The sequence below is a fragment of the Rhizobium leguminosarum genome, assembly GCF_002953715.1.
Classification (GTDB): Bacteria; Pseudomonadota; Alphaproteobacteria; order Rhizobiales; family Rhizobiaceae; genus Rhizobium; species Rhizobium leguminosarum_V.
This window is the reverse complement of sequence record NZ_CP025017.1, coordinates 68432-83820: the sequence shown is the minus strand read 5'-3', so window position 1 is coordinate 83820 and position 15389 is coordinate 68432. Positions and strand designations below refer to the sequence as shown.

12 protein-coding genes are annotated in these 15389 nt (G+C 61.4%); 3 read left to right on the top strand and 9 right to left on the bottom strand.

Annotated features, from left to right (window positions below; translation table 11 throughout):
• Positions 1-27 precede the first annotated feature (27 nt).
• From CUJ84_RS36880 to CUJ84_RS36850, 7 genes are all read right to left on the bottom strand, one after another.
• Complete coding sequence (locus CUJ84_RS36880) at positions 28-1893, bottom strand: GH39 family glycosyl hydrolase (protein ID WP_105010363.1); 1866 nt, start codon at positions 1891-1893, stop codon at positions 28-30.
• A gap of 69 nt (positions 1894-1962) precedes the next feature.
• Entirely contained in the window at positions 1963-2796 is an 834-nt protein-coding gene (locus tag CUJ84_RS36875) for a 5-deoxy-glucuronate isomerase (protein WP_105010362.1), read from the bottom strand.
• Positions 2796-3854, bottom strand: a complete 1059-nt coding sequence (locus CUJ84_RS36870; protein ID WP_199788906.1) for an ABC transporter ATP-binding protein — start codon at positions 3852-3854, stop codon at positions 2796-2798. The genes CUJ84_RS36875 and CUJ84_RS36870 overlap by 1 nt, the downstream gene beginning before the upstream one ends.
• Positions 3854-4903 carry an ABC transporter ATP-binding protein gene (locus CUJ84_RS36865; RefSeq protein WP_105010360.1) on the bottom strand — a complete coding sequence of 350 codons (1050 nt, stop codon included), beginning with the start codon at positions 4901-4903 and terminating at the stop codon, positions 3854-3856. The genes CUJ84_RS36870 and CUJ84_RS36865 overlap by 1 nt, the downstream gene beginning before the upstream one ends.
• On the bottom strand, positions 4893-6026 hold the full coding sequence (locus CUJ84_RS36860) for an ABC transporter permease (RefSeq protein WP_105010359.1): 1134 nt from the start codon (positions 6024-6026) through the stop codon (positions 4893-4895). The genes CUJ84_RS36865 and CUJ84_RS36860 overlap by 11 nt, the downstream gene beginning before the upstream one ends.
• Positions 6027-6038: 12 nt before the next feature.
• On the bottom strand, positions 6039-7025 hold the full coding sequence (locus tag CUJ84_RS36855; protein ID WP_105010358.1) for an ABC transporter permease: 987 nt from the start codon (positions 7023-7025) through the stop codon (positions 6039-6041).
• A 107-nt stretch (positions 7026-7132) separates the two neighbouring features.
• On the bottom strand, positions 7133-9058 hold the full coding sequence (locus CUJ84_RS36850; protein WP_105010357.1) for an ABC transporter substrate-binding protein: 1926 nt from the start codon (positions 9056-9058) through the stop codon (positions 7133-7135).
• A 193-nt stretch (positions 9059-9251) separates the two neighbouring features.
• Between CUJ84_RS36850 and CUJ84_RS36845 the strand changes: the two genes are divergently transcribed.
• Positions 9252-10259 carry a LacI family DNA-binding transcriptional regulator gene (locus CUJ84_RS36845; protein ID WP_105010356.1) on the top strand — a complete coding sequence of 336 codons (1008 nt, stop codon included), beginning with the start codon at positions 9252-9254 and terminating at the stop codon, positions 10257-10259.
• A gap of 89 nt (positions 10260-10348) precedes the next feature.
• Positions 10349-11686 (top strand): alpha-L-fucosidase, encoded by a 1338-nt coding sequence (locus CUJ84_RS36840; protein ID WP_105010355.1) that lies wholly within the window; start codon positions 10349-10351, stop codon positions 11684-11686.
• 93 nt (positions 11687-11779) lie between these two features.
• Here the strand turns inward: CUJ84_RS36840 and CUJ84_RS36835 are convergent, their stop codons facing one another.
• Positions 11780-12520 carry a DUF4231 domain-containing protein gene (locus CUJ84_RS36835; protein ID WP_105010354.1) on the bottom strand — a complete coding sequence of 247 codons (741 nt, stop codon included), beginning with the start codon at positions 12518-12520 and terminating at the stop codon, positions 11780-11782.
• Positions 12521-12818: 298 nt separating this feature from the next.
• Entirely contained in the window at positions 12819-13961 is a 1143-nt protein-coding gene (locus tag CUJ84_RS36830) for a M24 family metallopeptidase (protein ID WP_105010353.1), read from the bottom strand.
• Between the two features lie 128 nt (positions 13962-14089).
• On the opposite strand from CUJ84_RS36830, the gene CUJ84_RS36825 reads away from it, so the two are divergent.
• Complete coding sequence (locus CUJ84_RS36825) at positions 14090-15388, top strand: alpha/beta fold hydrolase (RefSeq protein ID WP_105010504.1); 1299 nt, start codon at positions 14090-14092, stop codon at positions 15386-15388.
• Position 15389 lies beyond the last annotated feature (1 nt).

Sequence of the window (15389 nt, the reverse complement as noted above, 5' to 3'; positions counted from 1 at the left end):
ATCAGATCCCAGGCAGAAAGGCATCGTTCATGAGCGGGAGACACAAAGCTCGCTGCGGCGGCCAAATGCATCGCGGGCGCACACCGCATAACGCACGCCCTCCGGCGGCGACATGTGAAGGAATGCCGTCGAGATCAGCGGGGCAGAACTGACCTTTTCGAAAGTCCCGCCATCGGTGCTGACCAGGACATCGTAGAAGATGGCCGGGCTGATATCGCCGGCAGCCCAGAACAGCATGCGCTCCTCCCGGCCGCCAAGACCAAGGTAGCGTTCGACGGCAAGGCCGGTCGGTGCCGCCGGGGGGGCGCCGATATCGGGAACGACAAGCACCTGCGTCAGCGACGGCAATGGCACATCCAGGTCGACGCTGATCCGGCCTTCTTCGCACGCAACGACGCTGATCGGATGCAGCAGTGCCGGCTCCTGCGCCCGGCGCAGCTCGGCAAACTGCGCTTCATCAGGTGCGGGCGGTGCGCCGACCGGCTCGAAGGGGCCACGCGGATTGCTTTCGTCGCGCTGGGCTTCCCAGACCTCCATCGGATTGGTGAATTCCTCGTCGATGCGCAGCAGGCAAAGCGCGTGGCGGCCAGGAACCAAGCCGCTCACCTCGAGACGGACCGCGGTCCGGCCCGAACGGTTGATGGCATCGACGCTATGGATGAGGCTGATGGAAACACCGCCGCCCGGCAGCCGTGTCGGCAGGATCGCCAGGCCATCCTGATCGGGAGCAAGCGGCGGTTCGGCCGTCACCTTGCAAACGGTATCGCCGAGCGTTGCCAGCAGCTCCATCGATGTGAGGCCGGGCTTTTTGATGATGTCGAAGGGCGGCGCCCTGTCGACATCCGTCACCAGCACATCCAGATTGGTCTTGTGCTCCCACTGCGCCTTGGTGAAATTGCGCGAACCGAAATAGGCAAAGATCGTGCGCTGGCTCCAGCCGCCGATAAAGGCGTGGTCATTGCTGAGGAAGGCGAAATTCGCTGCTTTCGGGGCGATGATGCGCCGGTCGTGCTGTTCGATGATGCGGGCGATGATGCCGGCGTAATAGGCTTTGCCGTGCCAGCTATGATGATCGCTCCAGCCGAGCTGCGGATCGCATTCATCATTGATGATGGGAAGGCCTGCCAGGCGCGGGTGATGCTCCTTGAGATAGTCGACGACGAGAAGCGTGCGGTCGACGATGGCGCTGGTTTTCGGGGTCAGGTCTTCCTTGCTGCCGTTGACGCCCTTTTCGTGGATCGAGATGTAATCGATGCGCGGCGGGCCACCGCCGGTCAGGCAGTTCGTGCCGCTGTCGCAATGAGCCATGAGGGCGCGAAAGATCGGCGAGAGCGTGCGGGCGGTGCCAGGCCCGCCCATCGACAGGCTCGGATCGATGGCGTCGAGCCCGGCGACGCAGGCGTCGTAGTAGTTGGTGTAACCCTTGATCCCGTAGGTCCACCAGCCGGAGTCGGCCTCGTTCGTCGTTTCGAAATACCATGTGCGCAATTCGTCCATGCCGTAACGCGCGCCATAACGGTCGACTGTTGCCGTCACGAGATCCCGCCAGCGCCTGACCTGATCCATGTCCTCATAGTCGGTGAACAGGCCCGACGGGTTGCCCATCAGCTCGAAGAACGGCTTCAGCCGGTGTTCGATCATCACGTCGAGCGCGCGATCGAGCAGGGACCAGTCATAGCCGGCCCCGCCCTTTGCGCTCAGCAGATTGTAGAGATAATGCACCCGCAGGAACTTGATGCCCTCATTCGGCAGGCCGCCGATATAGGCGAGCATCTGGTGCATCTCGGGCTCGAGCAGCAGCTCGGCCGGCGAAAAGCCGGTGCCGCGCCAGAACCGGTTGAACGGGCGCACCGCTTCACTGGCATCAACGTTTATTCGCGTACGTTCACGCATGGGTCGTCTCTCCTTGGGCGAAAGTTTGGCGACGCGCCGCAATGCCGGCGCACGAAGCCACCAGCCGGATTATTTGAACTTGTCGCGCATCGCATCGATGCCGGGGATGGTTTTGGTCAGATGCTGATGGGCGGGATCGAAGCGCTGGATCAGCCCCCGGCGATGCTTGCCGACGAGAATGGTAAAGATATAGCCTCGGTGCCCCGGCGAGGTGACTGTCGGGTGGTAACCCCGGTCGACCAGGACAGTGTCGCCGTTGCGGGTCATGAGGATCTTGACCGGACCGTCTTCGTCATAGGTGATCTGGCTGCCGAAGCCGGTCTCTGGCTGGAAGCGGTAGTGATAGAGTTCTTCGTGCCGGGTCTCGACATCGCCGTCTTCGGTATCGTGCTTGTGAGGGGGATAGCCGGACCAGCAGCCCTCGCCGGCATAGAGTTCGCTCACCAGCAGGTTGCCGCAGCGTCCGTTCTGCCGTTGTCCGAGCAGGTGGACGATCCGCCGCTGGCTGTGCGTGTCCGACGAGCCGACATTGACCGCGTCGACCTCATCCGGTGTGATGCGAAACGGGGCGTAACGCGTGTCGCAGAGGCCGCCGGCGATGGCCACTTCCGCTGCCGCGCCACGAGCCGATATCCGGACATTGGCGCCGACGGGCGCGTAAACCGAGTCCGCATCGCCTCCCCAGATATCGGCTCGCCGGCCCACCGCTTCGAACATGATGTCATTCACCTCGATATCCACCTGCCCCGACAGCACGACGTAGAGGCTTTCGTGCATGGGCAGCCGCCGCGTGTCCTGGCCATCGGCCGAAAGCGTGACGAGGTCGAAGTAGATGAGATCGAGCGTCGTGGAGGAGGTATCCACAATGGGACGCTGCTCGGAGCGTGGAATGAATTCGGGCATCAATTGAACTCCGGAACGGTACGGTCGGCGAAGGGATTAAGCGACAAGGATTCGGCGTAGTGACAGGCCACTGCGTGCCCATCGGCGGTAACGGTGCGTAAGCCCGGCACCTCCTGCTTGCAAAGCTCGGTGGCGTAGCGGCAGCGCGGATGAAATGCGCAGCCGGGAGGCGGATGAGCGGGATCGGCGACCTCGCCCGCCAGCCGAATGCGCTGGCCATGGCGGCGCATCCTCGGATCGGCAATCGGCACCGCCGAGAGCAGCGCTTCGGTGTAGGGGTGGAGGGGTCGCGAGAAGATCTGTTCGGTCGGCGCCTTTTCGACCACCCGACCGACATACATGACGGCGATATTGTCTGAGATGTGCCGGACGACCGAGAGGTCGTGGGCGACGAAGAGATAGGTCAGACCGAACTGTTCCTGCAGGTCCTGCAAGAGGTTGATGGTTTGTGCCTGCACGCTGACATCGAGCGCCGAAACGGCCTCATCGGCGATCACCAGCCGCGGATTGGAGGCCAGCGCCCGGGCTATGCCGATGCGCTGGCGCTCGCCGCCGGAAAACGCGTGGGGATAGCGGTGCATGTATTCGGGCCGCAGGCCGACGCTCTGCATCAGGTCGGCGACCCGGTGCTCCAGCTCCCGGCCCTTGGCGAGGCCGTTGACGCTTAGCACCTCGCCGATGATGTCGATGACAGGAAGGCGCGGATTGAGCGAAGATTGCGGGTCCTGAAACACGATGCGCAGGTCGCGATGGACTTCGTCGAGGGCAGAACCCGACAACGCCGCGAGATCGACCGTGCCGCCACTGCGGCTGCGATAGCGGATTTCGCCACTCGTCGGCTGATAGATGCGCAGGACGGTGCGGGCAAGCGTGGACTTGCCGCAACCGGACTCCCCGACAATGCCGAGTGTTTCGCCATCCTGGACGCGAAGCGAAACGCCGTCGACCGCCTTGACGTGTCCGACCACGCGCCGGAATGCGCCCTTGCGAATGGGGAAATGCATCCTGAGGTCGTTCAGTTCGAGCAAAGGGCTTGGTTGGGTCATGGGATCGGCCATCATTGTCTTCCTTCGTAAAGCAGACAGCTGGCGACATGCCCGTCGCCGATGGCGACGGGTTGCGGATCCTTTTGCTCGCACAGGCCGGCCCTTGCCTCTTTGCACCGGGGATGAAAGCTGCAGCCCGGGGGCCGGTTGAACCGCGACGGCACCATGCCATCGATGATCGCCAGCCGTTCGGCGGGTTGCCCATGCATGCGCGGCACCGATTGCAGCAGCGCCTTGGTGTAGGGATGCGCCGGTGCGTGGAAGATCGTGTCGACATTGCCTGCCTCCACGACCCGGCCGACATACATGACGACGACTTCGTCGGCGATTTCGGCCACCACACCGAGATCATGGGTCACGAACAGCACCGAGAGCCCGAATTCGGCCTGCAGCGAGGCCAGGAGATCGAGGATATTGGCCTGGGTGGTCACATCGAGCGCCGTGGTCGGCTCGTCGGCGATCAGCAGCTTGGGGCGGCAGGCGAGCGCGAGCGCGATGCAGACGCGCTGGCGCATGCCGCCGGAAAACTGGAAGGCATAACTTTCCATGCGCTCGGCAGGCCGCGGAATGCCGACCAGAGCCAATGTCTCGATGGCATGTTCGCGCGCCTCCTTCTTTCCCATCTTCAGATGCAGGCGGATCACCTCGACCATCTGGTTGCCGATCGTATGAACGGGGGAAAGTGCGGCCATCGGCTCCTGGCTGATCAGGCCGATCTGGGCACCGCGGATCGCCCGCATGTCATGGCCGCGTGGATCGAGCGCCGCCAGGTCGACGAAGGGTGCTGCCGGATCCGGCCGGTAGCGGATTGCGCCCGAGACGATCCGCCCTCCCCGCGGAACCTGGTTGAGGATCGAGCGGCCGGTGATGCTCTTGCCCGAACCGGACTCGCCGACAACGCAGACCGTCTTGCCGCGCGGGATGGAAAAGGAGACGCCGTCGACCGCCTTGATCGTGCCCGCACCACCGAAGAAATGCGTCCTGAGATCATCGACCTCAATCAGCAGGTCACGAGCCGCTTGCCGGCCGCCGGCTGCGGCAAAATTGGGATCAGTATTCATAGGGATCTGCAGCATCGCGTAATCCATCACCGAGGAAATTGAGGGCGAGCACGGTGACAATCACCGCGAGACCGGGAAGAAACAGCCAGGGTGCGCTCGAGACGGCGAGAATATTCTGTGCCTCCTGAAGCAGCACGCCCCAGCTCACCACCGGCGGGCGCAGGCCGATGCCGAGGAAGGAGAGCGCGGTTTCGGCAAGGATCATCGTCGGGATGGCGAGCGTCACCGAGGCGATGATGTGGCTCATGAAGGACGGGACCATGTGCCGCCAGATGATGCGCATCTGCGAACAGCCGTCGAGACGGGCGGCGATCACGAAGTCTTCCGTCTTGAGCGACAGGAAGCGGCCGCGCACCACCCGCGCCAGGTCGGTCCAGCCGATCAGCGACAGAATGATGGTGATCCAGAGATAGACCAGGAGCGGATCGGCGCTGATCGGAACGGCAGCCGCAAGGCCCATCCACAGCGGGATGGTCGGGATAGAGTTGATGAGCTCGATGGAGCGCTGGATCACGTCGTCCACCCAGCCGCCGTAGAGCCCCGAAATACCGCCCAGGATGATGCCGAGGATGAGGCTGATTGCGACCCCAATCAGTCCGACGGACATCGAAACGCGCGTGCCGTGGACCGTCCGGCTGAAGACGTCGCGACCGAGGCGATCGGCGCCGAACAGGTAGAATGGTTTGCCCATCTCGATCGGGCCGATCAGGTGCCGGTCGAAATTAAACAGCCCCCAGAGCCGGTAGGGTTCGCCCTTGACGAAGAAGCCGAGGGGGATGACGACGGCCGGATCGGCCACGTAATTGCGGCTGAGCGCGATCGGGTCAACCTTCATCGAATAACCGTTGACGTAGAGCGGATGAAACTGCCCGGCCGCGTCGTAGCCGGCGAACTTGATCTGCTGCGGCGGCGCATAGGTGTAGCGGGAATCGTAGGTCTGCGACGAAACCGGGGCAAGAACCTCGGCAAACAGGGCGACCAGGTAGATCAAAAAGATGACGACGCCGGCCGCCAGCGCCAGCCGATGGCGACGGAAGCGCCGCCAGATGAGCTTCCACTGCCCGGCGACCGCGTCGGAATTCTGGATCAGTTCAGGCTGTAGCGCGATGGCTTGATCGGTCATTGGTCTCGTCCTTCAGTCGTTGCGAATGCGTGGATCGAGCCAGGCGAGCAGCAGATCCGAAATCAGTGTGCCGATCAGCGTCAGCATGCTCATCAGCAGAATGAACGTGCCGGCCAGATACATGTCCTGGGCAAAAAGGGCGTTGAGCAGCAGCGGTCCGGTGATCGGCAGGCTGAGGACGATGGAGACCACCACCGAGCCGGAGACGAGGTGCGGCAGCACCCAGCCGACAGTCGAGACGAACGGGTTGAGCGCCACCCGCACCGGATATTTCAACAGCAGCCGGATTTCGCTCAAGCCCCGGGCGCGGGCCATGTCGACATAGGGCTTGTTGAGCTCGTCGAGGAGGTTGGCGCGCATGATGCGGATCAGCGCTGCCGTGGCGCCGGTGCCGAGAACGACGACCGGGATCCACATATGCGACATGAGATCGCCGAGCTTGGCCCAGCTCCAGACGGCATTGATATAGGCGGGCGAAAACAGCCCGCCGGTACTTTGGCCGAAATATTGGGCCGAAACATACATCAGCACCAGCGCCAGCAGGAAGTTCGGGATGGCAAGGCCGAGAAAGCCAAAGAAGGTGGCGAAGTAATCTCCCACCGAATATTGCCGCACGGCCGAATAGATGCCGATCGGAAAGGCCACCGCCCAGACGAAGAGCAGCGTAGTGACCGAGACCACCATCGTCAGGCCCATGCGAGCCCAGATCAGCTCGCTGACCGGCTTGTTCCAATCGAGGGACTGGCCGAAATCGCCGCGCAGCAGGATGCCACTGATCCATTTCCAGTATTGGACCGCCCAGGGCTGATCGAGGCCATAGCGTTCACGCAGGCCGGCAATGACGCCGGGATCGATCGTTTCGTTCTGGGAGGCCAGACGCGCGGTCATCGCGGTCAGGAAGTCGCCGGGCGGCAGCTGGATGATGATGAAGGTAACGACGGAGATCGCGAACATCATCGGGATCATGTAAAGCAGACGTCTGATAATGAAGCCGGCCATGTTCAAGCTCCTTCAATCGGCGACCGCCGATCCGATTGGATGATTGGGACTGGGCTGGTGTTGATAGGGTGGCGCCCGTAAACGCCATCCCTGTCGGTCGCGTGCCGTTACTGCTGGTAGTAGAAGGTCTCCGGTTTGGCCGGTCCCGGTGTCATGTAGAACGATGTGCTGGGAATGACCTTCGGGACATTGCGCATATTGGTCTTGACGATTCCGACGCGGTCCGGCTCCAGGTTGGTGCCGATGACGTAGAATTCGTCACGGGTAATCGCCAGCAGCTCCTTCATCGCGGCCAACTGCTTTTCGAGCGTCGGCGCTTCCTGCACCTGCCGGTACAGATCCATCTGCTTCTTGGCAGCGGGGCTCGGTTCTTGCGCGTTCGGATCCTTGGGGTTCTGGTAATAGAGGCCCCAGGCCGTGGCGAAGCTCGACTCGTATTCGTGCGGGAAATACCATTTGGGATCGAGCAGGCCGAGGAAGTCGTAGCCACCGCCGCCAACCCATCCAAGGCCGTCATTCTCATTGTTCTGCAGGCGGGAGAAGATCAGCGAACGTTCGGCCGGGCGGGGCTGCATGTCGATGCCGACGGCCCGCCAGTAGCGTTGGATCATCTCGAGGGCGTCCACCTGGATCGGGCTTCCGGTCAAGGCGTCGATCGCAAAGGTAATCCGCTTGCCGTCCTGGCCGAGGCGATAGCCTTCGGAGTCATGTTTGGTAAGGCCGGCCTTATCGAGATACTGATTGGCGAGATCGACATTATACTCCAGATACTGTGTCGCCATCTTCTCGTCGTAGAGCGCAGTGCCTTCACGCGGTGCTGCCTGATAAGGCTTGGCCTGTCCGGCATAGATTAGCTGGTTGAGCTCTTCGCGGTTGATGGCGTAGCTGAGGCCGATGCGGAAATCCTTGTTGGAAAAGACAGCGCGCAAGGCCGGATTCTTGTGGGTCTGGTTGAGGGTGATCAGCAGGGCGTTCGACCACGCCGGCCGGGCGATGAACAGGTCGTAACCGCCTTTCTCCTGGTTCTGCACGATCACCGTACGGGCGTCCGTCGTCTCGATGAAGCGGTTCTGCATGTCGATTTCGCCGCTGATCGCCTTCAGGATGATTGCCTGGGTATCCTGCATCACATCGATGGTGATCCGATCGAAGTAAGGCAGCTGGTTTCCTGCGGTATCCACCTTGGCATAGTATGGACTACGTTCGGCGACGACCTGGGTGGTGCCGTTATAGGGCGCGGTCAACACCCAGGCATCGAGCGTTGGACGGCCGAGATCGCGCCAGCGGCCGGGAAACCCGATCTTGTTGTTGAAGAGCTGGACCCAGTCGGTTGCGCCGGCGGCCTTCACCAGGGCATCGACGCCGTCGGGATTGAAATCCTTGTGGAATTGCTTGAGGTAGTGGGCCGGAGCGGCGGCCAGAATATCGGAGCCGCGCACAGTGGCCATGTTCATCAGGAACAGGCCGTTCGGCGCGGCAAATTTGAAGACGACCTTGTCGTCGGCGAGCTTTTCGACCTTGACGGTCTCTCCGCCTGCGGTCAGCCAGTCGGGTGCGGCAGGCGTGATCTTGGTGTTGCGCAGCACGTTCTCGTTCCACCACACCAGATCGTCCGCGGTAAAGGGCTCACCGTCCGACCAGCGTGTGCCTTCCCGCAAGGTGAAGGTATATTCGGTGGCATTGTCATTGACCTCGACGCTCTTGGCGAGATCGGGGATCACCTCGGTCCATTCCGGATTCCAGCGGACCAGTCTCGTATATCCGATCGAACGCTCGATCTCGCTGTCGCCACCGCCAAAGGTGGCCGTGCGCCAGGTACCGCCATAGGTACCGACCGATTCAAGTGGAGTGAGCACCAGCGGCTCCTTGGGCAAGCGCTTTTCGACCGGCGGCAGCTTGCCGGCATCGACCAGCGCCTTCAGTTCCGGCGACTCCTCAAAGCCGAATGCGGCACCGGCCCAGCCGGCACCCATGAGGATCGCCGCGGCAACGGTCGAGACAACCTGCCGTCTTAAGATTCTGACGTGTTGCATTCCTTCCTCCCAATATTCCGCTCTAGGTTATCGTTAACGTATTCTCCTCTTTCTCTAACGTTATCGTTACCGTTAAATCTTGTCAAAGAGATTCTCGGCGCCTTATACTGTGGCTGGCCAGCCTTGGCTTTCTTGAAAATTATGCTAGTTATCGTTATCGTATCTTCCTGCCCCTCCTAAAGAGACGATCCAGTTGAGCCGCCCCAAAGAGCCAGAATCCAAAATAACCATCGCCGATGTCGCCCGCGCCGCAGGGGTGTCGCCAATGACGGTATCGCGCGTGCTCAATGATCGGGGCGGAGCCAGTGCGGAGACCAGTCAACGGATTATTTTAGCGGCGAGCGAACTCAACTACCGGCCCAATCCCTTTGCACGCGGATTGCGGTCCGATCGATCGAAGGCCATCGGCCTTCTCGTTCCCGACATCACCAATCCGTTCTTTCCCGAAGTCATCAGGGGAGCCGAGGATGCCGCAAGCGCTGCCGGCTACAACCTGCTTCTGTCGAATGTCGTCGAAAACAGCAAGCGGGAGGAAGAGCTCATCGAAACGCTGCTGCGGCACCGGGTCGACGGGATCATCGTCTGCAGCCCGCGGCTGCCCGATGCCGCGCTTCATAAGGCGCTTGCGCCCCACCGCGCCGTGGTGCTCATCAACCGCGAGGCGCCCAACGAGGTCGCCGGGACGATTGTCACCGACTACGAGACGGGAGCGTCGCGTGCCATCGACCATCTGGTCGAGCGCGGGCGCCGCAAGATAGCGATCATCGCCGGGCCACGCAGTTCGTTTGGTGGCAAGAGCCGTCTTGTCGGCTTTCGCAAGACCCTGGCGGTCCACGGGCTCAAGGCACAGGGCACCGTTTATTGCGATCCGACCGCAGCGGGCGGCCAGACGGCGGCCACGCAATTGCTGGCGGAGGCGCCCGGCGTCGATGCCCTTGTCTGCTACAACGACCTCAATGCGATCGGCGCGATGAAGGCCTGCCGGGCCGCCGGCATTTCGATCCCCGGGCAAATCGCCCTGATCGGTTTCGACGATATTCCGACTGCCGAACTGCTGTCTCCGGCGCTCACCACCTTGCGGGTGCAAAAACGCGAAATGGGGGAGGAAGCCGTGCGTCTGCTGCTCAGCCGCATCGCCACCAGAAACCGTCAGCACGGCATCGTCATCGTGCCCGAGCTCATCATCCGCGAAACAACCTGAACGCCCGGAGCATGATGCCGAAAAGTGTGAGCGGTTTTCGGACGACATCATGCTCCAACTCTTAAAGTTTGGAACAGGAGGAATATCCGATGGATATCAACAATCTGCAGTCACTGGCCCTGCCTGAGGAGAAGAAGGCCTGGTTCGTTCACGACCGGTTCGGCATGTTCGTGCACTGGGGGCTTTATGCCCTGCCGGCACGCCATGAATGGGTCAAGAGCCGCGAAGAACTGAACGACGCCGACTACCAGAAATATTTCGACCATTTCGATCCCGATCTCTACGACCCCAGTGAATGGGCCAGACGCGCAAAGGCTGCCGGCATGAAATATGTCGTGCTGACCACCAAGCACCATGAAGGCTTCTGCCTCTGGGATACCAAGGCGACCGACTTCAAAGTGACCAACACGCCTTATGGGCGAGATCTCCTGGGTCCGTTCGTCGACGCCTTCCGCGCAGAGGGCCTGAGGATCGGGTTCTACTATTCGCTCATCGACTGGCATCATCCCGACTTCACCGTCGATCCGCGCCATCCGCAGCGCAATCATCCCGATGCGCTGAAAATCAACGAAGGCCGGGACATGCAGCGCTATGCCGCCTTCATGCGCGAGCAGGTCCGCGAGTTGCTGACTGAGTTCGGCCAGATCGACATCATGTGGTTCGATTTCAGCTATCCGCAATGGAAGCTCGGGGAGCTGGTTGGAAAGGGCCATCAGGATTGGGAAAGCGAGAAACTCGTGCGTCTGGTGCGCGAACTCGCCCCCGATATCATCATCAACAACCGGCTCGATCTCGCCGGGTTGCAGCCCGACATCGTCACGCCGGAGCAATATATGCCGCGCGCCCGGCCGCTTCGCGATGGCAGGCGCGTCGTCTGGGAAGCGTGCCACACGCTCAGCGGTTCCTGGGGCTACCACCGCGACGAGGACACCTGGAAAAGTACGGAACAACTGGTGCAGATGCTGGTCGGCACCGTTGCCATGGGCGGCAATCTGCTGATGAATGTCGGGCCGACGGCGCGCGGCACGCTCGACCACCGCGCGATTGCAGCCCTTGCCGCTTATGAGGAGTGGATGGCACTGCACGAGCGCAGCATCGTCGGCTGCACCCAGTCCGACTTCACCGCTCCGCCCGACTGCCGCCTGACCCAGAATGGCGATCGTCTCTATATCCACCTCTTCAACTGGCCCTATCGCCATCTGCATTTCGATGCGCTGGCGGGCAAGATCGAATATGCGCAATTCCTGCATGATGGCAGCGAGGTCACTTGGTTGCACCCATCCGCCAATACATTGTGGGCGAACACGCAGTTCCCCGTCGGCGAAGATCAACTGACATTCGTCCTGCCGGTGCGTCGACCTCAGATCGTGGTTCCGGTCATCGAGGTCAAGCTCAAGCCAGGGAGCGCCTCTGGCATTCAGGACTAGCGCGGGTGAACTGGCTTACCTGAGCGGGCGGGAGATGGCGCCCGCTCAGGAGAACGGCTCGGTCGGTCTCGCCGCCGGATGCCGACAAAGGGCTCAGGGATTGGCTCCGGTGGTCCCTACAAAAAACTGGTTGAGTTGCTTCATCTCCAGCGCATGAGCGCGCTTTCTAAGAGCGACTGCCTGTTTGAGCGTCGCCAGCTCATCCGTTATGTCAATGAGATGAGCCTCGGCGACGAGCATCTCCGTTTCGATCCTTCCCTGCTCTCTCAATTGCCAGACGTCCCGGATGCGGAATTGAACGATTATCGTGCCGAAAAGCGCCACGAGCGCGGAGGTCGCCATTGGGAGCCATTGGGGGATAACCGTGCCATAAGCCGAAAATAATGAAGAGAGGCCGCTCAGAACGATGATCCCCAATGTGAGAAAATTCCAGAGATACTGGTTCACCCTGGAAGATCGCGCATACCAGTTTCGATGCGTCCGCAGGTCACGCAAAGCCTGCCTTTTGATCTCGACCATATCCGATGGAAGCATCTTTGCTGCCCTCTCTTGATCGATCTCCCGTCTTGCCGCCAAAATTACGTTGATGACAGCGATAGTTATCCCGAAGGTAATCATGAACCAGGCGATGTAGTGCAAAGGGACGTCATCGAGAATGACGTTTGGAAAAAACTCAGGTTGAAAAAATTCAATTAAAGCGCCAAGCGATATCAAGAATACAGAAAAGACAACCACTGTTATCGAAAGCATCGCTGCCATATTTCTATATCTGCCATTCAGTGTCATTTTCTGCAATTGCGCGGAGTCATCCTCATCCTTTCTGAACAAGTCCATCATCCTATCCTCGACACTGCAGGTTTAACCACAGTCAACCTTGTACTACGCCAGAAAGCAAGTAACGTTTGCGAAGAAATACTTGGTGGATCGAATTGCGGGCAGCCCTCGGTCCGGTCGATATGTCCGATGCCGCGAAACGGCCCGCCATATCGCCAACGTTCAGGCTTGGGATAGCCTGCCTCCGCCTCTTGAATCCTGTCGCTTCAGGATAGGCTGATCGCCAGCTGTCGGTCGAGATCGCGGGCAATATATTCCTGGATCTGCCGGACGAGAGCGGGCAGGAGATGGGGCCTGCTCAGGAGAATGGCTCGGTCGGTCCCGCCGCCGGATTGGTCAGCCAGCGTGGTCCCTCGGCGGTCATGTACATATGGTCTTCCAGCCGGATCCCGAATTTCCCAGGGAAGACGATCATCGGTTCGTTGGAAAAACACATGCCGGCGGCAAGCGGTGCGTCGTTGCCGCGAACGATGTAGGGTTCCTCGTGGATCTCGAGTCCGAGGCCATGACCGGCGCGATGCGGCAAACCTGGCAGGCGATAGTCGGGGCCGAGGGAGTGTTTGGCAAGCACCTTGCGGGCCGCATCGTCGAGGCTCGAGCAGGCGGCACCGATCCGGGCCGCGTCGAAGACGGCCTGTTGCGCCTCGCGCTCGATCCACCAGGCCCGTTCGAATGCGCTTTCGCCGCCCTCCAGCATATAGGTCCTGGTGATATCGGAATGATAACCGTCGATCCGGCAGCCGGTATCGATGAGAATGACGTCGTCGCGACCAAGGACCTGGTCGCCGTCGGCGCCATGCGGAAGCGAGGTCGCCGCGCCGAAGGAGACGATGCAGAATGTCGAGCCGGCATCGGCGCCGGCCTGGCGATGCTGCCGGTCGATGAAATCGACCACCTCGGATGATTTGATGCCCGGCTTCAAAAGCCCATGCACTTGCCTGTGGACGTCAAGCGTCAGGTCCATCGCATACTGAATGAGGGCAATCTCCGCGGCCGATTTGATGCAACGCAGGCCGCGGATCAGCCGCCCGCCATCGGCAAGCCCCGCCGCGCCCATCTCCGCTGCCAATGCATGATAGAAGAAAAGCGGCAAACCATCGTCGAGGGCAAGTCTGCCGCCCTGGGCAACAAGGCGGGCGATGAGAGCGGCGCTGCTCTCCTCCTCTTCCCAGACCAGGATTTCCCCCGGCAGATGCGGCAGCGTTTCGACACGGCTGCGCTCGAACCCCGGAACGATGTAGGAAATGGTCGCGGGCGTGACGAGCGCGCCGAGGAACCTCTCGCTCGGATGCCAGACCAGCCCCGTGAAGTAATGCAGGCTTTCGGTCGGCCCAAGAAGCACGGCAGCCAATCCTTCGGCTTCGATCACTTTGCGAAGCCTGGCGAGGCGGTTCTGCCGTTCATCCTCAGTTATGCGGGGTACCCTATGCTGCCACGACATGTTGTTTTCCTGCTTTTCCTGCGCTTCCAGATCGATGAAGCCCTCGCCTTGCAGCGGGGATCTTGAACCGACACTAATGCCGCTGTAGGCAATATGTCGACATGAAAGATGAGGAGATGGCGATGGCGATGGCAGTCGAATACACCATACCGGGCATGCTGATACGCGATCATATGGTCGACGTTCCCCTGGATTGGTCGAAGCCGGAGGGGGAGACGATCCGGGTTTTCGCACGCGAAGTATGCGATCCCGCCCGCCGTCGCGAAACACTGCCGTTGCTGGCTTTCCTTCAAGGCGGCCCTGGCGGAAAATCGCCGCGGCCGAGCAACGGCGGGCCGCCATGGCTTGCCGAAGCCCTAAAGACGCACCGCGTTATCCTGATCGACCAGCGCGGCACCGGGCGCAGCAGCCGGATCGAAAGTGCGACGATGGAGCGTTTTGCGGACGGCAGGGCCGCAGCCGACTATCTCACTCTCTTTCGCGCCGACAGCATCGTTGCCGATTGCGAACATCTGAGGAAAACCGTCTTCGGCGGCGGGCGCTGGCAGACGCTTGGCCAGAGCTATGGCGGCTTCCTGACACTTACCTATCTCTCGAAGGCGCCGGAGGGACTTTCCGCCTGTTATGTCACCGGCGGCCTTGCCGGCCTTGGGGCGACGGCCGATGATGTCTATCGGCGCACCTACCCGCGCGTCACCGAAAAGAACGCTGCCTATTACCGCCGCTACCCCGGGGATGCCGAGCGCATCGGCCGGATCGCCGACTATATCGAGACCAACGAGGTGCGGTTGCCCGATGGCGATCGCCTCTCCGTTCGCCGCTTTCAGACCATCGGCATCGATTTCGGCATGGCGCCGGGTTACGAGAACATCCATTGGCTGGTCGACGAGGCCTTCTCCGGTCCCAATGAAGACCGTCTCTCCGATCGCTTCCTCGCGTCGGTGATGTCGCTGACCTCCTATGACGACAATCCGCTCTTTGCCGTTCTGCAGGAAAGCATCTATGGCCAGGCCGGGACGCCGACTGCCTGGGCGGCCGAACGCATCCGCGCCGAGCATCCGGCCTTTGCCGGCGACCGGCGGCCGCTGCTGTTGACGGGGGAGATGATGTATCCCTGGATGTTCGAGGAAATTCGCTCGCTCAGGGCCTTCAGGGCAGGTGTCGAGGCGCTGGCCACGCATGAGCGCTACGCCCCGCTCTATGCTTCGGCACGTCTCGCGGCAAACGAGGTGCCGGTCGCCGCCGTTATCTATCATGACGACATGTATGTCGATGCCGGGCTTTCGCTCGAAACAGCGCGCCACGTCGCCAACCTGCAGGCGTGGGTGACCAACGAATTCGAGCATGACGGTGTTCGCCAATCGGCGGCTGTCCTGCGCAGACTGATGACCCTGGTCAGGGAGCAAGGCGGCCCCCTCACCTCCTGAG